This is a genomic window from Acinetobacter sp. PK01 (assembly GCF_022819285.1).
In the GTDB taxonomy this organism is placed as follows: domain Bacteria; phylum Pseudomonadota; class Gammaproteobacteria; order Pseudomonadales; family Moraxellaceae; genus Acinetobacter; species Acinetobacter tandoii.
This window is the reverse complement of record NZ_CP094643.1, coordinates 858,480-883,669: the sequence shown is the minus strand read 5'-3', so window position 1 is coordinate 883,669 and position 25,190 is coordinate 858,480. Positions and strand designations below refer to the sequence as shown.

At 39.9% G+C, this 25,190-nt stretch carries 26 protein-coding genes and 1 tRNA gene; 8 read left to right on the top strand and 19 right to left on the bottom strand.

The features are described 5' to 3' along the window. Positions 1-12: 12 nt before the first annotated feature. A complete protein-coding gene (locus MP622_RS04250) occupies positions 13-648 on the bottom strand; it encodes an FMN-binding negative transcriptional regulator (protein ID WP_243792691.1) in 636 nt (211 codons plus the stop codon). A 116-nt stretch (positions 649-764) separates the two neighbouring features. On the opposite strand from MP622_RS04250, the gene MP622_RS04245 reads away from it, so the two are divergent. From MP622_RS04245 to MP622_RS04230, 4 genes are all read left to right on the top strand, one after another. Beyond that, on the top strand, positions 765-2,246 hold the full coding sequence (locus MP622_RS04245; RefSeq protein ID WP_243792690.1) for a PLP-dependent aminotransferase family protein: 1,482 nt from the start codon (positions 765-767) through the stop codon (positions 2,244-2,246). 420 nt (positions 2,247-2,666) lie between these two features. Next, positions 2,667-2,990 carry a ferredoxin FdxA gene (gene fdxA / locus MP622_RS04240; RefSeq protein ID WP_004938070.1) on the top strand — a complete coding sequence of 108 codons (324 nt, stop codon included), beginning with the start codon at positions 2,667-2,669 and terminating at the stop codon, positions 2,988-2,990. Between the two features lie 135 nt (positions 2,991-3,125). Then, entirely contained in the window at positions 3,126-3,842 is a 717-nt protein-coding gene (locus MP622_RS04235; protein WP_044737941.1) for a D-Ala-D-Ala carboxypeptidase family metallohydrolase, read from the top strand. A 126-nt stretch (positions 3,843-3,968) separates the two neighbouring features. Next, positions 3,969-4,634, top strand: a complete 666-nt coding sequence (locus MP622_RS04230; RefSeq protein ID WP_243792689.1) for an O-methyltransferase — start codon at positions 3,969-3,971, stop codon at positions 4,632-4,634. Positions 4,635-4,761: 127 nt separating this feature from the next. On the opposite strand, the gene MP622_RS04225 is transcribed toward MP622_RS04230, so the two are convergent. From MP622_RS04225 to MP622_RS04190, 8 genes are all read right to left on the bottom strand, one after another. Then, on the bottom strand, positions 4,762-5,604 hold the full coding sequence (locus tag MP622_RS04225; protein WP_044737939.1) for a universal stress protein: 843 nt from the start codon (positions 5,602-5,604) through the stop codon (positions 4,762-4,764). 122 nt (positions 5,605-5,726) lie between these two features. After that, positions 5,727-6,344: a DapH/DapD/GlmU-related protein gene (locus MP622_RS04220; RefSeq protein WP_243792688.1), complete on the bottom strand. Its 618-nt coding sequence runs from the start codon at positions 6,342-6,344 to the stop codon at positions 5,727-5,729. Next, the gene (locus MP622_RS04215; protein ID WP_044737937.1) at positions 6,337-6,933 is read right to left on the bottom strand and encodes a YigZ family protein; all 597 of its coding nucleotides are present in this window, start codon (positions 6,931-6,933) and stop codon (positions 6,337-6,339) included. The genes MP622_RS04220 and MP622_RS04215 overlap by 8 nt, the downstream gene beginning before the upstream one ends. A 125-nt stretch (positions 6,934-7,058) precedes the next feature. After that, entirely contained in the window at positions 7,059-7,805 is a 747-nt protein-coding gene (lptB, locus tag MP622_RS04210; protein WP_016166511.1) for an LPS export ABC transporter ATP-binding protein, read from the bottom strand. Then, entirely contained in the window at positions 7,805-8,371 is a 567-nt protein-coding gene (lptA, locus tag MP622_RS04205; RefSeq protein ID WP_016166512.1) for a lipopolysaccharide transport periplasmic protein LptA, read from the bottom strand. The genes lptB and lptA overlap by 1 nt, the downstream gene beginning before the upstream one ends. Beyond that, a complete protein-coding gene (gene lptC / locus MP622_RS04200) occupies positions 8,355-8,909 on the bottom strand; it encodes an LPS export ABC transporter periplasmic protein LptC (protein ID WP_243792687.1) in 555 nt (184 codons plus the stop codon). Before lptC ends, lptA begins: the two co-directional genes overlap by 17 nt. Before the next feature lie 44 nt (positions 8,910-8,953). Further along, on the bottom strand, positions 8,954-9,493 hold the full coding sequence (locus MP622_RS04195) for an HAD-IIIA family hydrolase (protein WP_044737935.1): 540 nt from the start codon (positions 9,491-9,493) through the stop codon (positions 8,954-8,956). Between the two features lie 3 nt (positions 9,494-9,496). Further along, a complete protein-coding gene (locus tag MP622_RS04190; RefSeq protein WP_243793449.1) occupies positions 9,497-10,474 on the bottom strand; it encodes a KpsF/GutQ family sugar-phosphate isomerase in 978 nt (325 codons plus the stop codon). A gap of 255 nt (positions 10,475-10,729) precedes the next feature. Here MP622_RS04190 and cysS point away from each other — a divergent pair, with 255 nt between their 5' ends. Next, a complete protein-coding gene (cysS, locus tag MP622_RS04185) occupies positions 10,730-12,151 on the top strand; it encodes a cysteine--tRNA ligase (RefSeq protein ID WP_243792686.1) in 1,422 nt (473 codons plus the stop codon). A gap of 64 nt (positions 12,152-12,215) precedes the next feature. Further along, positions 12,216-12,291 (top strand) — tRNA-Gly (locus tag MP622_RS04180). Between the two features lie 157 nt (positions 12,292-12,448). On the opposite strand, the gene MP622_RS04175 is transcribed toward MP622_RS04180, so the two are convergent. Further along, positions 12,449-12,826: a MerR family transcriptional regulator gene (locus tag MP622_RS04175; RefSeq protein WP_016166517.1), complete on the bottom strand. Its 378-nt coding sequence runs from the start codon at positions 12,824-12,826 to the stop codon at positions 12,449-12,451. 95 nt (positions 12,827-12,921) lie between these two features. Between MP622_RS04175 and MP622_RS04170 the strand changes: the two genes are divergently transcribed. After that, positions 12,922-13,992 (top strand): SDR family oxidoreductase, encoded by a 1,071-nt coding sequence (locus tag MP622_RS04170; RefSeq protein WP_243792684.1) that lies wholly within the window; start codon positions 12,922-12,924, stop codon positions 13,990-13,992. A 512-nt stretch (positions 13,993-14,504) separates the two neighbouring features. Here the strand turns inward: MP622_RS04170 and MP622_RS04165 are convergent. Together MP622_RS04165 and MP622_RS04160 are read right to left on the bottom strand one after the other, a co-directional pair. Further along, positions 14,505-16,340 (bottom strand): DUF1302 domain-containing protein, encoded by a 1,836-nt coding sequence (locus tag MP622_RS04165; protein WP_243792683.1) that lies wholly within the window; start codon positions 16,338-16,340, stop codon positions 14,505-14,507. Between the two features lie 276 nt (positions 16,341-16,616). Further along, a complete protein-coding gene (locus MP622_RS04160) occupies positions 16,617-17,204 on the bottom strand; it encodes an alpha/beta hydrolase (RefSeq protein ID WP_243792681.1) in 588 nt (195 codons plus the stop codon). A gap of 266 nt (positions 17,205-17,470) precedes the next feature. Here MP622_RS04160 and MP622_RS04155 point away from each other — a divergent pair, with 266 nt between their 5' ends. Next, the gene (locus MP622_RS04155) at positions 17,471-18,487 is read left to right on the top strand and encodes an AraC family transcriptional regulator (protein WP_016166521.1); all 1,017 of its coding nucleotides are present in this window, start codon (positions 17,471-17,473) and stop codon (positions 18,485-18,487) included. Between the two features lie 76 nt (positions 18,488-18,563). Here the strand turns inward: MP622_RS04155 and MP622_RS04150 are convergent, their stop codons facing one another. The 7 genes from MP622_RS04150 to MP622_RS04120 all read right to left on the bottom strand — a co-directional run bounded on the left by MP622_RS04150 (position 18,564) and on the right by MP622_RS04120 (position 25,050). Continuing rightward, the gene (locus MP622_RS04150; protein WP_243793447.1) at positions 18,564-19,565 is read right to left on the bottom strand and encodes a YeiH family protein; all 1,002 of its coding nucleotides are present in this window, start codon (positions 19,563-19,565) and stop codon (positions 18,564-18,566) included. A 28-nt stretch (positions 19,566-19,593) separates the two neighbouring features. Then, a complete protein-coding gene (locus tag MP622_RS04145; protein WP_044740627.1) occupies positions 19,594-19,911 on the bottom strand; it encodes a Rieske 2Fe-2S domain-containing protein in 318 nt (105 codons plus the stop codon). Next, positions 19,908-20,561: a DsbA family oxidoreductase gene (locus tag MP622_RS04140; RefSeq protein WP_151503952.1), complete on the bottom strand. Its 654-nt coding sequence runs from the start codon at positions 20,559-20,561 to the stop codon at positions 19,908-19,910. Before MP622_RS04140 ends, MP622_RS04145 begins: the two co-directional genes overlap by 4 nt. Beyond that, the gene (locus MP622_RS04135; protein WP_044740625.1) at positions 20,561-21,892 is read right to left on the bottom strand and encodes an MFS transporter; all 1,332 of its coding nucleotides are present in this window, start codon (positions 21,890-21,892) and stop codon (positions 20,561-20,563) included. Before MP622_RS04135 ends, MP622_RS04140 begins: the two co-directional genes overlap by 1 nt. 146 nt (positions 21,893-22,038) lie before the next feature. Further along, positions 22,039-23,142, bottom strand: coding sequence for a 3-keto-5-aminohexanoate cleavage protein (locus tag MP622_RS04130; protein WP_044740624.1), 1,104 nt, complete (start codon positions 23,140-23,142; stop codon positions 22,039-22,041). Between the two features lie 60 nt (positions 23,143-23,202). Continuing rightward, positions 23,203-24,051 (bottom strand): TauD/TfdA family dioxygenase, encoded by an 849-nt coding sequence (locus tag MP622_RS04125; RefSeq protein ID WP_044740623.1) that lies wholly within the window; start codon positions 24,049-24,051, stop codon positions 23,203-23,205. A gap of 12 nt (positions 24,052-24,063) precedes the next feature. Then, positions 24,064-25,050 (bottom strand): quinone oxidoreductase, encoded by a 987-nt coding sequence (locus tag MP622_RS04120; protein WP_243792679.1) that lies wholly within the window; start codon positions 25,048-25,050, stop codon positions 24,064-24,066. Positions 25,051-25,190: the final 140 nt, after the last annotated feature.

The window sequence follows — 25,190 nt, the reverse complement described above, 5'->3', positions numbered from 1 at the left end:
CTTCCTTTAGAGTTAATTTTTGGATGCTGCCACTTGGTACATTGCTTTGCTTATCTCCCGCTGTCCTATTGTAGATAATGCATTTGCGACACCCACTATATCTCGATGCTCTTTATTCTGCCCTAATTTGGATTTGCCCTGAATTTTGGTAATTTCAATCTCTATCCCCACGATGGCTTTTAACATTGGCTCGATATAATTTTTTGGCGCATCCGACATTTTCCATGGTTCAGCTTGCGTAGCTTCATGGGTACGGGTTAAACGTGCCACTACTCCGCGCACGTAACGCTCATCATCACGTATTTTGACCTTGCCATGCGCATGAACTACTCGATAGTTCCAAGTCGGTACTTGCTGGTGATGCTCTTGTTTACTCGGATACCATTGTGGCGAAATATAGGCATCACCTGCTCGAAAGACTACCAGCACTTCATCACCATCTTGAACATCTTGCCAAACTGGATTTTTCCTTGCCACATGTGCATGCAGTACACCCAATTCAGTCACCTCAGTATCAAGTTCAAAAGGCAGATGATTCGCATCCAAACCATTTTGCCCATGCGTCAGCAAAATTCCCAAAGGATATTGTTTTATAAGTTCATGCAGAACCTCTATTTGTGTTTCTTCAAATTCTGCGGGGACGTACATGGTCTATAACTCCTCTTATGTTCCTAATCTCAGTCTGTATTTCCTGTTGTAAATTTTCAGTTTTAATTGGATTATAAAAAAGAACCAGTTTATCTAAATTTTAGTAGACCAGAATTATGGCAAGAATGACCAAAGTAATAGATCTTCCATCGATGACAAAACTAAATAAGGCCAATGGGCAGATCAGCACTCAACTCATTCACATTTTTAGAGCAGCCGTTCAACAGGGTGATTTACAATCTGGTGATGCCTTACCCTCTTCCCGTGAGCTAGCACAAACATTAAATGTTGCCCGGGGTACTGTGATTGAAGCTTATGAGCAACTTATCGCAGAAGGTGTATTTGAATCTCATGCCCGAAAAGGGACTTTTGTTTCACAAACTTTAAACCATTCGACTACAGAGACGTTAAAAAGAGAAAAACAAGAAACCGACATCCCGCTTACATCAGCTGCACAAGCATTTGCAGAAATACTCAAAGAATTTAGACCATTACCGCATCGACCTTTTGCCGTTTCTGTGCCCACAGGCCGTACTCAACCGAATGATATGTGGCGGAAATATGGCAATCAATACCGTGCCCGTGGCATAGCAGCACCGTCAGGTTATGATGATCCACAAGGCATATTGTCTTTACGCATTGCTATTGCTGATTATGTTCGGCGTTCGCGTTCTGTGCATTGTGACCCTGCACAAATTGTGATTACTAGCGGAATCCAACAAGCACTTTATATTTGCAGTCAAATTTTATTCAATGCGAATGATACCGTTTGGGTTGAAGATCCTGCTTATCGTGGGACTACAGCCATACTTGAGCATTCATTACATCATTTAAAAATCATACGTGTACCTGTTGATGAAGAAGGCATTCAAGTCAATATAGGTCGTACACTTGCGGAAAATGCCCGTGCTGCATTTGTGACTCCTTCTCATCAATACCCGATCGGTATGCCGATGAGCTTAGCAAGACGAACCGCATTACTCGCATGGGCAAAACAGCAGAACGCTTGGATTATTGAAGATGATTACGACAGCGAACTTCGCTACAGTGGCCAACCGTTTCCTGCACTACAAGGCATGGCATCGGATCAAGTCATATATTTGGGTACGTTTAGCAAAGTCCTTTTTCCATCATTACGTTTAGGTTATGCCATTCTGCCAAAAAAACTGGTTGCTGCATTTTGTGGGCTAAGAGCATTGATTGACCGTCACCCACCTTCAGCCGATCAGCATGTATTGGCAGCCTTTATTCAAGAAGGTCATTTAGAAAGACATATTCGGCGTATACGAAAAGTTTATGCAGAAAATCGTCTGCAATTAATTGATATGATAGAACGCCACATACCAAAACACCTTGGCGTTTTACAGTCAGGCGATCAAGGTATGCATATGTTGCTATGGCTAGCCGATCATTTAGATGACCGTGCTATTGCCCAATCAGCACTTGAGAGCGAAATTTCAATTAAAGCCATTTCACCCACTTATTCAAATCAAACGAAACGTTCTGGACTTATACTCGGATTAGGAGACTTTGATATTCAACAAATGGAGCACTCTATAACTCAGTTGTCAAAAATCATTCAACACCATGACAGATAAAAAAATGAAAGAGACTATTGAAGCTTATAGCGCCTTATTGAATAGGTACTTTTGTTTGAATGAACTACTTTTTTGATGGTATATCGATGACTTTCTAGGCAAAAAAATTAAGAATTTAATCATTCAGGTACTTACTTTAACTTTGAAATTTTTCATTTCCAATATACTCTGTAATTTTATTACGCCATAATACGAAAACCAAAAAATACCATAACAAACTGTTTTTTATAATTTATTTTATACATAAGCAATATTTATGTCAGTTTCTCAAATATATTGTTGCTATCAATTATCATTTACTTAAATGTATTTCATGCATTTAAATAACAAATATCAATAAAAGCAATTGTTAGTTATCCCCATTTTTGCCTAAAATACGGGATGAGTAATTAAAACCATATTATTTAGGTAGCTGTCGCCATGACCTTTGTTGTCACTGAAAACTGTATTAAATGTAAATATCAAGACTGTGTAGAAGTTTGCCCTGTTGACTGTTTCTACGAAGGTCCTAACTTCTTGGTGATTAACCCAGATGAATGTATCGACTGTGCATTATGCGAACCAGAATGCCCTGCAAATGCAATTTTCTCTGAAGATGAGTTGCCAGAAGGTCAAGAAGTATTTATCGAACTAAATGCAGAACTTGCACAAAAATGGCCAAACATTACTCAAATTGGTGACCAACCTGCCGACCGTGAAGAATGGAATGGTAAGGCAGACAAGTTACAATATCTTGAAAAATAAGCCATAAAAAAAGATCAGCAATTGCTGATCTTTTTTTATACCAAAAACACACATTTGATTGCAAATTTTCCAAATTTACTCCCCCCTTTTCGATTAAAATAAGCACCTATATTTCTAAGCATTTGATTTTCATACATGAAGCAATTTTTCAAGGGCGTGCTCAGTTTGAGTATCATCCCTCTGGTTATGATCGGATGTAGTTCATCTCCTCATAAATCTGGGCAAGGCACACCTCATGGAAAACGGATTTTCATTCCTCACGAACGTGTAAGCGTCGAACGCCCAATCCCTCCTAAAATTATTCCATATACCTATAATAGTTGGGTTGCTGCCAGTGATAACTTGCGACGCGTACGTGAATATGAAGTTTTCCTAGAAAAAAATAATGTCGGGAATATTATTCCGACTTTTGAATTATTACGTACCGCGCGCGACTGGCAAAAGTGTGGACGTTCTCAATATATGATTCCAACTCGTGAGTTGTGGGCAAATCAGATCCCCACACTTAAGGTTTTTAAATATCTTGTCGCATCCAAAGTATTAACCGACTTTGAAGTCACATCTGTTTACCGTGACTTAACGCTAAACCAATGTGCTGGTGGTGCAAGCTCTTCACGCCACTTGTTTAATTCAGCAATCGATTTTCGTATTGGTCCCGAATATCCACAACCAGAAGATTACACGTTTATTGAAAATACCAAATTTAAGCTGTGTCAGTTCTGGGAACAATATGGTCAAAGTCTCAATATGGGTCTAGGTTTGTATGCTTCTGGACAAATCCATATTGATACTCAAGGCTTTCGTACTTGGGGGCCTGATTTAAGTCGTTCCTCATCCATGTGTAATTATTAACATGTATTCCATGACAGAGGTCTAAGTACCTCTGTTTTTTATTTTCAGTGATTAATATTCTGAGAGAATTGAACTCTGTCTAGAAATGTTTAAAATGCACTGATTCGATATTTAGGCGCTAAGATTATGCAAGAAATGTGGTCAGAGATTGATGATTTTATCGATTCACATTTAATTCCTGAAGACCCAATTCTGTTACAAACACTTGAAAATACAGCTCAAAAAGGTTTTCCTGATCATCTAGCTGTTGCTCCTAATCAAGGCATGTTGTTGCAAATGCTTATTCAAATGAATCAGTGTAAACGTGTCCTCGAGCTTGGCACATTTGCAGCTTACAGTACTATGTGGCTAGCACGTGCACTGCCTAAAGATGGTTATATTCTTACCATTGAAGGACGTGATACTCATGCAGCATTAGGTCAAGAAAATATTCACCGCGCTAATTTGCCACAAACCATTGAACTGAAAGTCGGACGTGCTGCTGACGTACTTAAAGCACTTCCAGCAGATTTTGAACCTTTTGATTTTATTTTTATTGATGCTGACAAACAAAGCTATCCTGAATACTTAGAACTCAGCTTAGACTTATCTCACTCAGGCACCATTATTGTGCTCGATAATGTGATTCGTGCTGGTGATATTGTAAATCCAGAAAATCATAAGCCAAGTATAGAAGGTATTCGAGAAACTTTTGTGCGTTTAAAAAACCATCCAAGATTGCTGTCTTGCACAGCGTTACAGACGGTTGGCAGTAAAGGGCATGATGGTTTTGCAATTGCGATTGTAAAATAGCAATCAAAGCACAAAAAACACTCTATTGTATTTTTAATTTAAAATACAAGTACTTACAAATATTGTCCATATAGTTATCCACATTTAATGCGGATAACTATAAATTTACGTAATCCATTCTAAATTCTTATTTTGCAACCAAGAGTGGAACTGTTGAATTTCTGAATATTGTGGTGGTAATACTTCCTAAAAAGAATTGGTGAATCTTGCTGTGGCTAAATGCCCCCATAACCACTAATTTAATATCATGTTCTCGCTGATATTCCAAGATGTTTTCTGAAACATCACCATAACGGTATTCAACAACAACATCTAAACCTGCATCTCTTAAGAACTGTGAGGGTTCATTTAAAATTTCGGGATGATCTCCAACATAAAGCAAATGACATTGTAATAAGCGCAATAAATCACTTTGCGCAATTCGATGCATCATCTTGGTACAGGTAGGAGAATATTCATAAGCAAAAATAAAGCGAGTCGGCGGTACAAACTTCTCTCCAACTGTTAGTACAGTACTACTTACACCACGAATAAAGTTTTCAACATTGCCACCAATGGGTTTATTCCGCTCTGCCGAGCGCTCACCCACCCGACCAATCACAGCAATATCATCTTCTTTAAGTACATGAAAACTTTGTTCTAGAAAATCACCTTTTTCCTGAATATGGGTCGCATCTAAACCATATTTATCTTTGACCATTTCAGAAATATGATTGAGTAGGTTGTTGCTATAATCAAGTGCTAGTTGGCTTTGTTTCTGCTCAAGTTCAGCAAGCTCTTTGAGTAACATTGCATTACTTTCAAAACCAATGACTCCGCTAATTTCACCTAAATGGTAACTGGCAGGATAGTAGTCCAACACTTGTAATAACACGAGTTCGCGTTGTGTTTGTTTTGCAATCCAAGCTGCTGCTTCTGCGACAGCATTGATGCAGGGAGAAGAATCTATACACGCTATTACCCGTTTCATTGTTCGCCTCTCAATTAGTCTCTAGGGACTATAGGTCTAGTTGTTGTCTCTAAACTTAGCACATCTAGTGATGAGTTGGCATCTTTTGTGTAACCGAGATTGATGAAAAATATACAATTATTCTATTCACGGTAACGAATAAAGCGGGCTGGATTACCTGCCACAACTTCTCTTTCCCCCACATCTTTTGTGACCATACTTTGCATTCCAACAATTGCATGATCCCCTATCTTGACACCATCTTTTACCCCGACATGCGCCCCCAACCAAACATCACGGCCAATTTCAATTCCTTGTGAGCGTACAGGTTGCTGGTAAATAGGTTGATCTAACTGCATGCCATGGTCAAAAGCATAAAGATGACTGTAAGCAGCAACACGTACTTGATCATGCAATTTAATCCCGACTCGCCCACCATCTAAAATACAGTGATGATTAATGGCAACTTCATTACCAATGTCCAGTGGTCCATGCAAGGTACAATCTGCGGCAATAAAACAATTATCACCAATCTTGATGGTACGTCCTCGCTCCGCAAAAATATGGGCCAAAGGAGAAATAAAACAGTTCTTGCCAATCTCAACCGTTTCCATTTCTCTCAAATATTGTTGATATTCATTTTGCCATTGTTCCGCCCATGCACGATGTTTCGGCTTTAAAGTCCAGTAAAGCCAAGGCATGTAGTTGAGTCGGTGCTTATGTTGCTCACGATATTTCAGTAATGGATCTTGTTCACTCATGCTGTTCTTCCACTAACTTAAGTTGTTCACGACCACGAGTAACATCCCGAATTTTATCTGCCAGTTCTGGAATTTGGTGAACTTGTAACTGTAGCTCGACAACAACTCCCTCCGCAGTATATTGCTCTTGAAAATCAATTCCCTGATGTTGCATTTCATATTTAAAGATCGACCACTCCGAAAACTGACAACCAAAATATGCCTTTTTCTTCTCGATTAATTCAATTTTCTCTGCTAGAAGTAAACATTGTCCCGCACTACCGCCATAGGCACGTACCAAACCACCTGTGCCCAACTTTATTCCGCCATACCAGCGGTTTACGAGTACTAGCACATTCGTCAGCTCATTGCCTTCTATCGTTGCCAATATAGGGCGTCCCGCTGTACCGGAAGGTTCACCATCATCATTAAAGCGAACCTGATGCCCAATTTTCCATGCCCAACATTGATGGGTCGTCGTGATATCTTTGTTTGCTTCAAGAAACGTTTTTACAGCTTCTTCATTTTCGACAGGAACAGCTATCGCTTGAAAACGGCTTTTCTTTATTTCTTCTTCATAACTGACTTGGGCTGCGATAGTGAATGGCATATTCAAAGATAACTAACAGGAATAGAATAATTGTAACGTGTTTCAACAAGCAACTTAAACCAAGGGTAATAAAAAACCTCCATATATATGGAGGTTTTATCTTAAAGATTATTCAGCGTTTATGCTTAAACCATGAAATCTTCGCCCAAGTAAACCTGACGAACAGTTTCATTTTCTAAAATTTCTTGTGGTGTACCTTCTGCAATCACGGAACCTTCACTCACAATATAAGCACGTTCACAAATTGCCAAAGTCTCACGTACATTGTGATCGGTAATGAGTACACCAATACCACGATCTTTAAGCGTACGAATAATGTCTTTAATGTCATTTACAGAAATTGGATCGACCCCTGCAAATGGCTCATCTAACAGCATGAATTTAGGATCTGCAGCTAAGGCACGGGCGATTTCAGCACGACGGCGCTCACCACCCGAAACACTCATGCCCAACGAGTCTTTAATGTGGGTAATTTTAAAATCTGCCAATAACTCTGTTAAACGCTGTTGTCGTTGCTGCTTATTTAGATCTTTGCGGGTTTCTAAAATTGCCATAATATTTTCAGAAATCGTTAATTTTCTAAAAATAGAGGCTTCTTGCGGTAAATAACCAATGCCTTTACGTGCACGTTCATGCATGGCAAGGTCTGACATATCCAAATCATCAAGATGGATCTCGCCTTTATCCATTCGCACCAGTCCAACCACCATATAGAAACTGGTGGTTTTACCCGCACCGTTCGGACCGAGCAAACCTACAATTTGCCCACTTTGCATACTAAAGGAAACGTCTTTTACAACCCAACGTTTACTATAGTTCTTCGCAAGGTGCTTAATACAAAGGGTTTGTGTTGCAGTCTCAACATGATCCATTAATCACGCGCTCCTGGGAAGGATTTAGTACTTGAAGGCGGAATCACAATTTGTACACGACCAGACGATGAACCTGTGCTATTTGGTGTTCCTGTCGCTTCAATATCACCCTTATTCATGCTGTATTTTAATGTGTTACCACGAATACTCGCACCATCTTGTTCTAATAGCGCACCACCAGACATGGTGATAATGCCAGTTTCCGCATTATAAACAATTTTTTGTGCTTGTCCTTTAGCTAAGCCTTTATTGGCATCTAGCTGTTGCTGGAAGCGCGCAGGGCCGCCTGTGGCAGTAATTGAACTGATCTGTTTTTTCTGATTCAGATTGGCAACAATTGAGTTTGCTTGTAAACGCATCGTACCTTGTTCAATAATCACATTGCCAGAGTAAGTCGTTACCCCAGTTTTTTCGTTAAAAGTCGCACGGTCTGCCACCAAAGAAATTGGTTGATTGCGATCCGAAGGAATTGCAAAAGCACTAGATGCCGCAACAATCGCTATACTGAGTACAACTGCTTTTTTAAGGAAAGCTTTATAAGCTTGAAACTTAAGATTTTGGTTCATACTTTCCTCGAATATTAAAAAATTCGTATTGACCATCATTTAAATTGGCTTTCAATCCCTGACTGACAAACTCTGCTTGTGGAGATTGCACGGTCACTTGACGGTTTGTTTCTATAACTCGGGTCTGCGGGAATGCCGTCAGCTCATCAGTTAAAAACTGCATTTTCCCCTGCCCTTGATCTAATAACTTGGTAGCAACGACCTCTTGAGACAAAACAACTTTTTTATTGTCTTCATAACCATTCGCTTGCTTAGCAAAAAATGTCGCATCTACAGTGCCATCTTTATACATTGAAGCATTCAAGTTCTCGAGTTTAGTGGTCTGTTTTTGCATATCCTGCTCAAGTCGATCAACTTGAGCACGAATATATAAATTTCCTGCATCATCGGTTTGGGTTAAATTAATTTTTTCTGCGGAATACGTCATACTTCGCGCAGATGCAGTTTCTAATTTATTCCCTTTACCACTGTAATAGTAATAACCACCACTTACAGCAGCAATTGCAATCGCCGTGACATATAAAACTTTGGTATCCATAAGTGTGGTTCTTCACTAAAAACAATTATGTACGTATATAAGCATTAATGCGGGATTGTAATAAATTTTTCAAGTAGCTCTTGGTAAGTCCCTTTTGCCATTAACAGCATGTCGCAAACTTCACGTACTGCACCACGACCACCCATCGCCTGTGTGACTAAATCAGCGCGACGACGTACTTCAACATGACCATTCGGTACCGTGACTTTCATCCCTGCAATAGCAAAGGCTGAAAGATCAGGCCAGTCATCACCCATATATAAACAATCATCTGGTGAAAGATTAAGCTGAGCACACGCTTCACGCAAAGCTACACCTTTATCTTCACGCCCTTGAAAAACTAAGTCGACACCTAAATCTGACATACGCTTTTCTACAATATTACTTTTACGGCCAGTAATAATAATCACTTTCATACCAGACTTTTGCACCAACTTCATGCCTAAACCATCACGAATATCAAAGGATTTAATTTCATCCCCCGAATTGGTTAAAGTCACAAAACCATCACTTAAAATACCATCGACATCTAATACGAGCGCTTGAATATGACGTGCTTGTTCTAATAAAACATAAGATGCCATGGATTAATTTACCCCTGCTTGAATTAAGTCATGCATGCTAATCACACCAATGACTTTATTGGCATCATCAACAACTACAAATTGATTGATTTTTTTGTCGCGTAATTTTTCTAAAGCTTGCACTGCACGTGCTTCTTGCGAAATCGTTGCTGGGTTTTGAATCATTACTTCAGACACAGGGAGATTGACATCAAAACCTTGCTGTTTATCAATTAAACGACGCAAATCACCATCAGTGAAAATTCCCAATAATCGATTTTCTGAATCGACAACGGTAGTTAAACCCAAACGTTTATTTGAAATTTCGTATAGCACTTTATTCATTGGCGTTTCAGGTGCAACTTTTGGTAATTCTTCACCTGTGTGCATTAAGTGTTTTACATGCAACAACAAGCGTTTACCTAAAGCACCAGCAGGATGCGAACGTGCAAAATCATCCGCCGTGAAGCCACGTGCTTCCAATAAAGCTACAGCTAAAGCATCACCCAATGCCAAAGTGGCAGTCGTACTTGATGTTGGTGCAAGACCCAATGGGCAAGCTTCTTGAATGTTGCCTAAAGTGAGTGCCACATCAGCATTTTGCGGCATTGGACCAGTATCATCACCGCTAATGGTAATTAAAGGCACTTTTAAATGTTTGATTAGTGGCATTAACATCATAATTTCATCACTCTTTCCCGAGTTTGAAATTGCAATCAATACATCTCCACGAACCAACATGCCCAAATCGCCATGCCCCGCTTCACCTGGGTGCATAAAGAATGAAGGTGTACCTGTTGATGCAAATGTCGCTGCCATTTTACGACCAATATGCCCTGATTTCCCCATACCTGTTACCACTAAGCGCCCTTTGCACTGTAAGATAATTTCACAGGCACGACTGAAACGCTCATCTATTTGCGTTGCTAATACCCCTAAAGCTTGTTCTTCAATGCGCAAAGTTTCTAATGCGGCTTTCTGAAAATCGATTGGATTCGGCATGGTTTGTAAATTCAACGTTAGCAACCTTAAACTCGATAAGAGCTGATTTCAGGGTATTTCATCATTATGGAAATAATGACTTACCCCAGTTTCAAGTAAAAAATAATTTTCGCAATTTTATCATATCTATGCAAATGCATCGTTTCTAAATGTATAAGTTTTCACTTACTTATAAAAATAACGTATAAAACTTTGTGAATCATGGACCTTACGTTATGATGAGAAATCTTTTTGTTATCGCAATATGTAAGCCCTATGCACCCTTTTGTTCTTTACAATTCAGAGCAACGTAAAAAAGTAGAATTTGTACCGCGTAAAGAAGGTCATATCGACATGTATGTCTGCGGCATGACCGTCTACGACTACTGTCATATTGGACATGCGCGTGTAATGGTTGCATTCGACTATATCATTCGTTTTTTACGTAGTCAGGGCTGGAACGTCAAATACGTTCGTAACATTACCGATATTGACGACAAAATTATTAAACGCGCCAACGAAAATGGTGAAAGCATTACTGCGCTTACCGACCGCTTTATTCAAGCTATGAATGAAGATGCTGAGAATTTGGGCTGTTTACACCCCGATGAAGCACCACGTGCGACAGAATATATTGACCAAATGCAAAGCATGATTGGCAATCTGGTTAATAAAGGCACAGCCTACCCTGCAAATAATGGTGATGTATATTTCCAAGTAGAAAAATTTGCAAAATATGGTCGTCTTTCAGGTCGTAAACTTGACGATATGCAAGCAGGTGCATCAGAACGTGTTGATGTGGAAGTTGAGAAAAAACATCCTTTCGACTTCGTACTCTGGAAGCATGCCAAAGAAAATGAGCCTGCTTGGGCTTCGCCTTGGGGCAATGGCCGTCCAGGTTGGCATATTGAATGTTCTGCTATGTCAACATGCTGCTTAGGCAACCATTTTGACATTCATGGTGGTGGTTCGGACCTCATGTTCCCTCACCATGAAAACGAAATTGCCCAAAGTGAAGCATCGACAGGCGAACAATATGTAAATTATTGGATGCACGTGGGCTTTATTAACGTTGATGGCGAAAAAATGTCGAAGTCTTTAGGCAACTTCTTCACCATTCGTGATGTAATGGATAAATTCCATCCTGAAGTCATTCGTTACTTTATTGTGTCTTCACACTATCGTAGCCCAGTGAACTTCTCAGATGTGGCTTTAAGAGAAGCAAAAACTACATTAAGCCGTTTCTACCACTCATTCAAAGCCTATCAACAAATATACGGCACCAATGTGGTTGAACAACTAGATGATGCTTTGGTTGAACGTTTTAATGCTGCAATGCGTGATGACTTTAATACCGCCGAAGCAATTGCTGTGTTGTTTGAAATTAACAAAGAGCTCAATCGTTCAGTTAAAGAAGAAAATGCTGAACAAGCAGCAATTTATTATTCAACGTTGCGTCACCTCACCAACATTCTAGGTCTGGTACAGCATGACGTAGAAGAGTTTTTAAAGTCAGATATTGGGCAAGAAGCTTTAGGCTTGTCTGAAGCAGACATTGAAGATCTCATTCAACAACGTCAAGATGCGAAGAAAGCGAAGGATTTCGCAAAAGCTGACGGCATTCGTCAGTCACTATTGGATCAGGGTGTGGTTTTGGAAGATACACGCCAAGGTACTGTATGGCGTCGTGCTGATTAATTCAGCAATTGCATTATAGAGAGTTGACAGTCAAATTAAACTCTCTATAATGCACATCCATATTGCGGGAATAGCTCAGTTGGTAGAGCACAACCTTGCCAAGGTTGGGGTCGCGAGTTCGAGTCTCGTTTCCCGCTCCAAAATTTAAAAAGCGCTTATCAAAGGATAAGCGCTTTTTTATTAATTTTATATAAGCTTGTTTTTATAAAAATTTCTTAAACTTAAAATATGACATCACACAATTACTCTTTTAAAAGTCATATCAAAAGACCATTTTAAATTAGGTCTTTTTCAGTACTATTTCAATTCGATGACTTCACATCCTTTCCTTAAAGGACAAGGTTCGCCCCCTAGCAAATTTTCAAGCATATTTTGTATATGTTGCAATTGTCCCATTTTCTCCTGAATCATCACTAATTTTTCTCGCAAAATTAGCTGAAATTGCTCAGCGGGAATCTCGTTTTCTCCCACGATATTAATAATTTGTTTTATTTCAGCAAGTGTAAAGCCTAGATTTTTAGCGGTCTGGATAAGTTTTAGTTGTTGCAGCGTTTGTTCAGGATAATCCTTGTAGCCATTATTGCGTACCAAAGGCTGAATCAGTTCCATCTTTTCATAAAAACGGATTGTGTCCCGACTTAAATTAATTTGTTGTGATAGCTCGCCGATTAGCATATTCAGTTTCCTTTTATATTTTTTAAAAAACTCTTGACTGTGGACTATACTCCACAGTTTAGCTTAAGCATTAACAATTAATCGAGTTTAATTTTATGCTTATGTCATCGCAAACTGCACTTGTAGTCGGTGCAACTGGATTTATTGGTAAGTTCCTTGTCGCACAATTACTTAGAGATCGTGCAAAAGTGTTTGCTTTATGTCGCAATATCAATGAACAAGAACCTCAATTGCGTCGTTGGCTGACACAGCAAAATATCAATGATCAAGAGCTGAGTTTTATTCAAGGTGATATTACTTTACCCAATTTAGGGTTATCACCTGAAGACTGGAAAACATTGAAAGAAGTGAATTATCTATATAATGCTAGTGCATTATTCAAATGGCATCTGTCTATGCAGCAGGCTAAAGCAGTCAATGTTGATGGACTAACCAATCTGCTTCATAGCGTGAACAAACATTGCCATTTAGAACGCGCAGTACACTTGTCAGGCTTTATGTTGACCCTAGATCAACATTTAAAAGCAGCGGGCATATTCCGAGAAAATATCGAAAAAACTGACTGGCCAAAAATTTATGAGGCACTAGGCGCTTATGAAGCTTCAAAAATTGAAGGGCATTTTAACTGGATTAAACAAGCAGACTTATTAAATATACCATGGACAGTCATCCACCCTGCCACCGTGATTGGAGATGAAATAACGGGGGAAATTCCAGCATCTCAACCTATTACTGCTCTAATTCAACAGCTTCAACAAAGAAAAATGAGTGCTCTTCCTGGTACACCACAACATTCTCTACCTTTGGTATCAGTTACTATGTTGGTGAATGCTATGGTACATGCTAGTGAAGACCCTGAAACAGTTAAGCAGGAAATTCTAGTGGCGAATCCTCAGCAAATATCGCTTCAAACTTTAGTACAAATCGTTGCTCAGTCATTAGAAATTAATCCTCCACGGCATTTTATTTCTATCTCTTTTTTAACATGGCTTTTAAAGTGGCAATGGTTAGCAAAAAAATTAGATATGTCCCCTGAAATGCTAAACTTTATCAGAACTGAGCAGCTTGATCTGGGAGCATTCAATCGACTAAATCAACAATGGAAAATCCCTCCAACCGAGCTGAAAGAAACCATGCAAAAGACTGTGGAGTGGGTTACTCGCTGATATTAATATCATCGTTTGATATTAAATACATCCTAGTCTTTACGGCATTATCAACTTTATTAAAATCTAGTTCACTGTGCATTTTTAAAAGAGAATGCACAGCAATACAAATCGGCATATTTCGTCGTACCACAACGCCCATTCACTCGGCTAATTCATAACAACAATCCTGTTACAAAATGAATACCTCCTCCATCAATATAAATAGCAACAGTTTGTGGAATAAGATCCATCTTATTGTGTAAATCCATCTAAAATTGTCAAATGTATATGGATTTCATTCACTAGATGATGAAAACTGCTTGAGCCAAATTTGATTTAATAAGATCGAATTCAAAGCCAATCACCATAGATAAAAACAAGCAAAATATGACTTTATTCATCTGACAACATTTAATAGCCTTGTCGGAATAGATTTGAACCCCTAGTTTGCTGAGTTTTTTGATTGAACACACTATTGAATTACTGAATACGCCTTGAGAAACTGATTGCTATAACAAAATCACCTACACTTAAAAATTAACTTTAAATGCAACTGATGCAAAATCTCGATCATCAATAGTACTGAAATTATTGGAACCAAAAAAGTTTACGTAAGCAAACTCTACATTATATTTTTGCTGATACGTTGCCGAAACAGCCGCAGTCAAACTCATTTGTCCTTCTTGAAAATTTTGGCTAAAGCCATATAGGTCGTGGCGAAACAACACACTTGGTGTAATAACCATGGCAGGTAGCACATCTTTATAAGTCAGAGTGCCACGTAAACGGTATCCATATGACCATTGGGTAAAAAAGCCATCTGTGTTACAAAAACGTTTATTTAAATGGTCAATTTCATCATTGGATAGATGCGCTGTACCATAAGGCGTGCATTGATTTTCCTTGGTTTCAGGATTATAAGCACCAGATGACAGTTCACTGCGTCCAAATGCACCGACTCGACCAAAGCGATAGTTACCAATATCACCAATATGATTCATGGCCAATTCAGTAGCCCAATTCAGGGTATTCGCACCCAATACATTGTTCAAGCTATCACTGACACCAAATGAAAACTGTGTTACAGGTGCACGCACATAACCTTGTAAATATTGTCCAAATTCAGCAGAAGTTCCTCTATCCGTCAGTGGCGTATTTTTGTCTAAGACCTGAGCATAAACAATATCTGTACCATTAAACTGCAAAGGCTGATTAGGTTTGTGGCTTAATTCACTAAAAACAGATGTCGTACCGACTTTTGCTGCCAAGCTCAGTCCATACATTTTGATATCTTCTGGATAGATTGAGAAAAATTGCGCTGTATTAAAATTTGTAGGGCCGACTGCAGTTACAGCGGTTCCATCAAAATTAGCATTGCGGCTATGATAATTTGCAAAATACAACCCAAGCTCAGCATTATTGAACTTAGGCAAAGTTTGTTTTAAAGAAAATCCATACTGTCCACTGTCTTTGGCATATCGACTTTCACTCCGCGGAATATAAGATTTGTTCTGTAACGCGGTATCAGACAGTTTATCACCTGGCATGACCGTAATCAGAATTGGTCCACAGTTTTCAGGTACGAAGTCTGAAATAGCAAAGAATGTTCCGCAGCCATCGACCACAGAGGGTCTAAATTTAAACTGATAGAAACCAGCAAACTTTAAATACGGGTTTATGCCTGCTTCAAAAGAAAACATTTCTGTTGGAATCACACGCTCTCTAGTATCACCACCTGGACGATTCATCGCAGCATAATCAAAAGCACTTACACTGTTTAATCCATTTTGGAAGAATTGTGATTTGCCCCACTGCAAAGTCTGCTTGCCTAGTTTCATACTCGCCGTTTGACCCTGATCTAAAGCAAAGTTTTTCCAGATATAAGCATCCCACAAGTCGATACCTTTAAACTTAGCAAGTCGTGGCCACGCAGAATCATCAAAGGCTTTTAAGTCACCTTCTCCAGTTTCATAGGCATGGTCATACCAATACTTTGCACTAACAACAGCACCCTGCTGTTTTCCTGTTAAGCTGAGCTCACTCAAGCCTTTGATCACTTGAGATATTGCATCGCCTTCATTGAAATTCACGCGACCGTCATCACCATTAATATCAATGCTATGACCATCTTTTCCAATGTAGTTCGCATCAGGTTTATAGACCAGTGAACTAGAAGCACCTTGAGTACTCCAATTTGTCCCATAGCTGAGCGACGTTTTGCTTTCAAGCTTCCATTCCCCATTTAAATCGAAACTTGCAGCGAAAACCTCACACATAGCCAAGCTCAGACTTAAACAAAGAACCGTTTTTTTCATCAGTGAAATATGATGATTTTGTCCATTCAAAGACACAAAATAACTGACCATATCATCTCCATATCGATATGATTTAATTTAAATACTGTGATTAATTTCAATAAGAATGCTGAAAATTCGGCTTACTTTGCCACGACTGACCATGCAGCATTTTTGTTTAAATTCAACATTTTTGCTCCACATCTCTATTTATTCTGTAAAGCCATCCTTTGGCCCGATATTTAAATTGACTGTTTTAAAATGTACGAATTTATCTTTAAGTCATACCAATTAGTCGTTCAGTCATTTACACGAAATCATTTTTAGATATTGGAATTCATCTACAAACTAAGAAACACTTTTAATTTGCAGAGCATCTAGCTGCAAAATCAATTGCTCCGCTAGAGGCCAATACCCAAAACCAGAAGCGGGGTTCAAGTGTCCGACTATCCCTGCATTAACCAATTGACTTCCCCATATCTTCGCCATAGCTTCAACAGCTTGAAATGTTGCTAAATGATCATTGGTACTGGCAACCACAATGCTAGGAAAAGGTAGTTTTTGACTCGGTAATGGACACCAACCTTCTTTTTTAAGCGTCTCTGGACTTGGGTAACTATCAGGCCAGCTTTCAGACAAGTCAGGTGGTGTAACTAGAAGTGCACCCTGAATGTTATATTGATACAAAGCAGCCCAATGTATCGTCATCAATACACCCGCACTATGCGCCACCAAAATAACAGGCCCTTCAATTTTTCTGAGTTCCGCCTCAATCCGTGCCACACGGTTTGCGCAATTTAACTTCTCTGTTTCCACGGGCGGTACTGAATAAACTTTACCTAAACGTGATGCCAGTATGGTTTGCCAATGATCCTCTACATGATCCCGTAACCCTGGAATAATCAAAACTATCGCGTGTGTGAATATTTTTTCCATAGTTCTACACCCTGAGCTCCTTGCTCTTTCAGGCTAATGGTTATTTTTATTTCTTATTCACAATAAGTTTTCAGTTAAACGCTCGATATACATTTCGCGACAACGCCTTTTCATTTGACGACAATAAGGTGTTAACAATTTTAGAAATTGAGTGGTTTTGGTCTAAGCTATGGTGTAAAAGCAATATCGAATACTTTGCTAAATCTGATATTTTCGTTATAACTAGAAACTAACCAGGATGGTTAAAATACAGAAGGAAAAAGATCGTGGTTCCTCTCGCGCATACAGCTATGCTCAAAAACTATTTGAATGTGAGCCAACAGTTAAACCTCAATCCTTACCATTTATTGTCAAATGTCGGGCTTTATCCTACTCAACTCAATGATCCAAAATTACGAATTTCTGTAGACAAAGCCATTCAGCTTTTAGAACAATCTGCTCAGGAGAGTGGTTGTGAAACTTTTGGCTTACATATGGCAGAACAACGCCAAATTGCAGATTTTGGGGAACTAAGCTTATTGCTCAATTATCAGCTAACCTTGCGTGATGCTTTACAAACAATTGTTCGCTATCGAAACCTCATTAATAATGCTTTAGAAATATATATTGAAGAAGTTGGCCATACAGTCATTATTCACATCGAAGTGATCTCTGCTACCCAGCAATATAGTCGCCAAGCAATTGAACTCGCTCTAGGAATCACACACCGCTTTTGTGCTGCTTTATTATCACAGAAATGGCGCCCACTCAGTATACACTTCACACATGATGCTCCGCAGAATTTAAACATTCATCAACGGGTCTTTGGTTGTTTACTCGAATTTGGTAGTGAGTTTAATGGCATTGTTTGTACATCTTCTGAATTGGATAAAGCAAACCCACAAGCCAATATTGCAATGGCAGATCATGCCCGACGTTATCTCGATATTGATATATTGCAACATGAAAATGAATCTTCAACTGTTTTTGAAGTTCGTAAAAGTATCTATGTTCTTTTACCTATGGGACGTGCGACCATTGAACAAGTTGCTCAAACACACGGCGTGAATGTACGTACACTGCAACGTAAATTAGAAACTGCTGAAACTAGCTTTAGCATTTTAATCAACGATGTACGTCGCACACTAGTGGTTCGTTATTTGAATAACTTAAATTACTCACTGGCTCAAGTTTCCGACATTTTGGGCTATTCTGTACCGAGCTCATTTACTCGTTGGTTTATTAGCCAATTTGGTGTTTCACCAACAATATGGCGTAATCAACAAAACCCTTCTATTAAGTAAAGGATGCTGAGATGAAGTTTCACAGAACAAACATTTGAAACCATGAAACCTCTATCCATAACCTTGATAAAAGAGATTAGAACAGCCAATGCATTATGGTTAAGACCAGCAAAACAAGGAAAACACTCTCACATATCATTAAAAGGATCGGCTTAATACCCACCGTTGCGAGTTCTTTCAGTTGTGTTTTCATACCCAAAGCACTAATTGAAATAATCAAGCACCAACGAGATAACTCATTAATACCACCTTGCACCATAACTGGAACCCAACCAGAACTATTAACACAAGCAAGAATTAGGAATCCCACAGCAAACCATGGTAATAAAGGTGGTCGCTTTCCATCTGATGAGACACCTTGCATACGTGTAATCGTGGCAGCACAAACAATAACAGGTAACAACATAGCCACCCGCATAAGCTTAACTACAGTTGCGGTATCACCCGTTTCCGCGGACATACTATAACCTGCACCCACCACTTGAGCGACATCATGAATAGTTGCCCCTAAGAAAATACCTGCTTCTTTTGGAGATAAAGCCAGCCAGTGGGCAATCATTGGATATACAATCATTGCCAAAGTAGACAGTGCAGATACACCAATGACTGTAAATAATGTCGCTTTTTCCTTATTGGGATGATTTGGTAATGCAACAGAAATTGCGAGTGCCGCTGACGCACCACAAATCGCGGTGGCTCCTCCCGTCAACATACCAAATAGTTTCTGAAAACCGATCCATTTCGCAACGAATATAGATACGGAAATCGTCACAATTATGAGTATGATCACCAATGCCACCGGTTGCCAACCTAATGCTGTAATTTGTCCTAATGTAATCCGCATACCAAGCAAAGCAATACCGACCCGCATGACTGTTTTGGCAGTAAATTCTATGCCTGCTTTACACTTTCCTTCCACAGCCAGAAAATTCAATCCCATACCTAGCAATAACGCGAACAACATTACAGGTGCGCCATAATGTTCCGAAAGAAAGCTTGCTGCTGCAGCGGCTACTAAACTGACCGTGAACCCTGGTGTGAGTTCTCGGATTTTTTGATGCAGACCAATTTGTTGCATATAATCAAGTTGACTCAAATTACTCACACTATTCTCCAGCATTCAACTTAATAAATACTTGTTCGCCAATGACTTCTACAGGGTATGAGGCAACTTTTAGTTGTGTTGAATTGATCAAACATCCATTAGCTAAATCAAAACGCAAACCATGTGCACAGCACTGAATTACACGCCCGTCTAATTTCCCTCCAAATAATGAAGCTCCTTGATGTGGACATCGATCATCAATGGCATAAAATTGAGCTGCAATGTTAAATAATGCCAATGCCTTATTCCCTATGATTAAAAAGGCTCGTTCACCTAGCTTAGGAATTTTTTCTTGTGGTACTTCAAAACGAACTGTCATACGGCTTGTCCTTGTGTAGCAAGAACCTCAAGCATTGCCTGATAAAGCACATCTGCTGATTGAGCCCCTGCAATCGCAAAACTTTTATCAAATACAAAATATGGCACGCCCTTTCCTCCTGTATTTGCCGACAAAAATGGTGTCGTTGTTGTATTACTTATATTGTTCAATTCTTCTTCAGGGACTCCTAAATAGGCTGCAATCCTCTTTAGAACTGTTACATCCCCAATATCTTCTGAATGCAAGAAATAGGCTGAAAATATTCCTTCTAATAGCCGATTCCGTAACATCAGATCGCCCTTAGTTTCGATATGCTTAATTAACTGATGAGCTTTTCTTGTATTCGGCATACGTTGAATACGATCAAAATTTATCTCTAAGCAAACAGCTTTTGCAGCTTGACGTACTTGATTCTGACGCATTCGAACTGCGGTAATACTCCCTAATCTTTTTAAATAGAAAGCTTGAAAAGGAACACCTTCTTCTGGAATTTCAGTTAATAACTGTACGCCTTTCCATTGCAATTTGACTTCTACATCAGGATCGCTCTGTTGCAGCAATTGAATGGCCACTTCTAATTGCCGTTTGCCAATCAGACACCAAGGGCAAATAAAATCAAAATACACATCAATATGAATCAAACGAGACATCAGCGATCACCTGTATTAAATAACTGAGTCGGTTCCAATTTGGTTTGTGCTTCAAAACGAGTGATGTCTCGAAGATAGTGACGTTTAGCATAGAAAAATACGGCTGCCGCAGCGATGCTCATTAAAGGCATAAGTTGAAAGGCACTGTGCAAGCCAATCACATCCGATATCTTTCCAATAACCAAAGGACCTAAAGCCAAACCAAGAAAATTATTGGCTAAAGTTAAGGTTGCAAATGCTGTGCTATGTACAGAATTATGGGTCAGGTTTGCGACCATCGCACTAGAAGGACCATTGGTTCCAAGTGCAATAAACATCCCAATACAGATCATGAGCAGTTGCCCATTTCCAGCAGGCATCCCAAAGGCAATTGACAACAGAACACAACCAATCAAACAAAATGCGATTGCTAGACTCACTTTGCGATCAGGTCGATTACGCCCCAAACGATCACACAACATTCCACAAAGAATGGTGCCAATTGCACTACTCAGCACAATCACCGCAGCGATAACACCTGCTCTATCTGTACTCATGCCATAAAATCGATTGAGGTAACTCGGCAACCAAACGATGACTGTGCCCCCAACAAATAACTGCAAACCGCTGCCAATATAGGTTGCAAGCACAGAACGGCTGGAATAAATAGATTTTAGTGGTTGTTTAAATTGATCAGGTTTGGCTTCAGACTTAATCTTACGGGACTGAATTCCTATCTTTTTCTCTTTGACGACCATTGGGTATAAAAGTGCTAAACACAACCCAAACACCGCCATGCCACCAAATGCCCAACGCCAACCATAGTGTTCAGCCATAACACCACCTAAAGCCATGCCCAAGAAGGAACCAAACACTCCACCTGCCATAAATGCACTGGCTAATGTTGCACGCATTTCACGGGGAAAGACGGCTACGACTACCGCAATCCCTACACTGCCATAAGCTGCTTCACCGACACCCACCATAAAACGGGCGATAAACATCTGTTGGTAATTTTCCGCAATTGCACAACCAAGCGTTGCCAAACTCCATAACACAGCCATAAAAGTGAGACTTTTAATTTTGCCGAAACGGTCAGCCAATATTGATAAAGGTAATGTTAACAATCCAACCATTAAAGCGACGATGCCACTTAATAAGCCGAGCTGACTATCTGACAAGGCCCATTCATTTTTAATTAAAGGAAAAACCGCATTAAGCACTTGGCGCGACATATAGTCCGAAATAAGCAAACCAAAAGTTAAAGCAAAAACTAACCACGCATACTTACGTGGTATGTCGACTGATGTATCTAAGCCATCTGTAGAACTGGCATACTGATGTGCACCCATACGACCTCCTTGTGTTTCTTATACTTTCTAATTCTCATTCTTCATAAAAATTGTGCCTGATCCGCCGCACAATCAACTTAGTATCTTAGCCAAACCAACATTCCATTTGACTCGGCTGCTGTTGCGTTCGTTTGATACGTTAGCCATTAACCAACTTTACGATTTATGTCATATGACGTTTGGTCAAATATAATTTCACCAGTACGTTGAGGAACCCCTTTTTGACCTACTTTTCGGTTCGGTGCCATACCATTGGCGAGTAAGGTCTCTTCAATACTGTTGTATTGCACGCCTATGCGATAAATCTCACGTGCCTCTTTGCCATTTGCTACTTCACGACCAAGCTCATGCGCAATACGAACAGTTTGTTGAATTTGCTGCACAGAACTAAAACGCTCACCACGATGATCGATAATTGTGTCCTCATTACCTACACGCGCATGCAAACCCATCGCCATAGACATGGTGTTAAATGGCAAAACGTTTTTAAGCAATGATTCTGAGGTCAAAGTACAGCCATCTGGGACACGGTGAATAAAGTTAAAGAAGTTAAATGGATTTGGACCATCAAAACCGCCACCAATACCAATCCATGTCAGATTCAATGGCCCCATGTATAAACCTTTACGCACCATCCGTTCCAAGGTTTCTAAACCATGCATACCAGTTAATTGAAAGTGCGGCTGAATGCCATTTTTACACAAACGCTTTAAGTGCTCAGTTAACCATGCCGGTCCTGCGGGTACAGTCATTTCGGCATATGCTTCTTGAATGGCAGGATGTTCAAGTGATGTACCTTTCAAATATTCAGGATACAGAAGTTCCATAATATTCATTTGCGTAGTGTTCACTGCAACCGTCACCTGATCTGGCTTTGGGGTCAGTTCTGCGAGCATATGGCGCGTATCATCACTAAGCCAAAGGGCAGCTTCACCTTCACTTTCAGGTGCAAATGAAATTGAACCACCGACCTGAATAATCATGTCAGGTACAGCTTCACGCACACCTGCAATCAGTTCATTAAACTTAGATAAGCGTTTTGAGCCTTTGCCATCAAGTTCACGCACGTGCAAATGTAGTACCGATGCACCTGCTTCATAACACTCCACAGCTTTTTGGATTTGCTCATCCATGGTTACCGGAATATCTTCTGGAAAATCCTCTGGCATCCACTCTGGGCCGTAAGGTGCAACCGTAATAACCACTTTTTCCATATTTTCTGGGTGCAAAGAATCATCAAAGAATTGCATATGCATCTCCTCGTATAGTGTTCAAATTGTGAATTGAGTAAAATGTTTTAATTCTTAAACTTAGTAAGTGGCATTACCAATAATGCCCGCGCGTTCCATTTTGCGGTGACATGCAGGATAGTCCATGACTGCATAATGCTGTGTGCTACGATTATCCCAAATGGCAATACTGTTTGGCTTCCAACGCCAGCGAACTTGGTACTCTGGAATATAAGCCTGTGAAATTAAATAACGCATTAGATCAGCAGCACCCGGATTGGCATCTTGTCCAAAACGCACCATATCTTTGGTATGAAAATTACTGAAGTGCGTCGTAAATGCATTCACGTACAGAATTTTTTCGCCTGTTTCTGGATGGGTACGAACCACAGGATGCTCTGCATCTGGAAACTGTTGTTTCAGAGCTAACCGTTTTTCAATCGGCATCGCTGCACCAAAGCTAGCTTCTATACTGTGGTAAGCGCGTAAATTGGCAATTTTGGCCTTAACATCATTTGGTAAATTTTCATACGCCATCACCATATTCGTCCACATGGTGTCGCCACCAACTGGAGGACACTCAATACAACGCAGGACACAACCCATTGGTGGAACTTTGCGCCAACTGGCATCGCTATGCCACGCGTTTTCATAGCGATCAATTGGACTTTCTGGACTTTTATAAATTTGCACCAACCCCGGATGCTCTGGGTGACTTCCCACCGCAGGATGGTCTTCCAACTGTCCAAAACGCTCTGCAAATGCCACATGCTCAGCACGAGTTAGATTTTGATCTCTTAAGAACAAAACACGATGTTTTAAAAGATGAGCGCGAATTTCAGAGAACAGACCATCATCATGAATTGCATCTGCCAGATTTATCCCGCTTAGTTCTGCGCCAATATGGCAGCTTAATTGTTCAATTTGCATATGAAATCCTTTTCAAATTACAAAAATAGAAGAACCTGTGGTTTTACGTGATTCCAAATCACGATGTGCCTGTACTGCGTCTTTCAGTTCATAACGTTGATTAATTTCAATTTTGATTCGACCACTTGCGACATGATCAAACAGTTCATTAGCTAAAGCTTGTTTCTCCACTGGGTCGGCAATGTAGTCTGCGAGTGCTGGACGGGTAATATATAATGAGCCTTTTATTGCCAGCAAAACTGGGTTGAAGTCTGGAATCGGCCCTGATGCCGTACCAACGCACACCATTAAACCACGACGTTTTAACGAGTCTAAAGACGACATAAAGGTGTCTTTACCTACACTGTCAAAAACGACATTAACACCAACACCGTTGGTTAACTCACGTACACGCTCTGCAACATTTTCATGGCTATAGTTAATTACATGATCACACCCGTGTGCTTTGGCAATCGCAGCTTTTGCATCCGAAGAGGTTGTGCCAATAACGGTTAAACCGAGTAACTTTGCCCACTGCGCCACAATCAAACCCACACCACCTGCCGCAGCGTGTAATAAAATTGTATCTCCTGCCTTAAAGTCATAAATTCGACGCATTAAATAACTAGCAGTTAAACCGCGCATGGTCATTGCAGCTGCTGTCTCGCAGGAAATTTCTTCTGGTAATTTGATTAAAACATTTGCTGCAATTAAACGTGCCGTACTATATGCACCTAAGGTATTTAAAAACCCTGTGTAAGTTACACGTTCCCCGACTTTAAAGTCGGTCACACCCTCACCCACAGCTTCAATTACGCCTGCAGCTTCTACCCCCATACCATTGGCTAAAGGAATCTGATAAGTACCATCACGAAAATAAGTATCAGCATAGTTCAAACCAACAGCTACATGTCGCAGTCTTACTTGCCCAGTATCCGGCTCACCGACTATTATATCCTCGTAACGCATTACTTCAGGGGTTCCTGTTTCATAGAACCTGATTGCTTTATTCATCGTCATTTTACTATCCGTGTCGTATTCTTATTCGGTGCTTAAAGAAGCATGTACTCAAACTACAACATAGCTAGGGTGACAACTTCGCATTAGACGACATTGATTTAGCATTTTACGACATGGCATAAGTAAGGATAGCTGCAGAC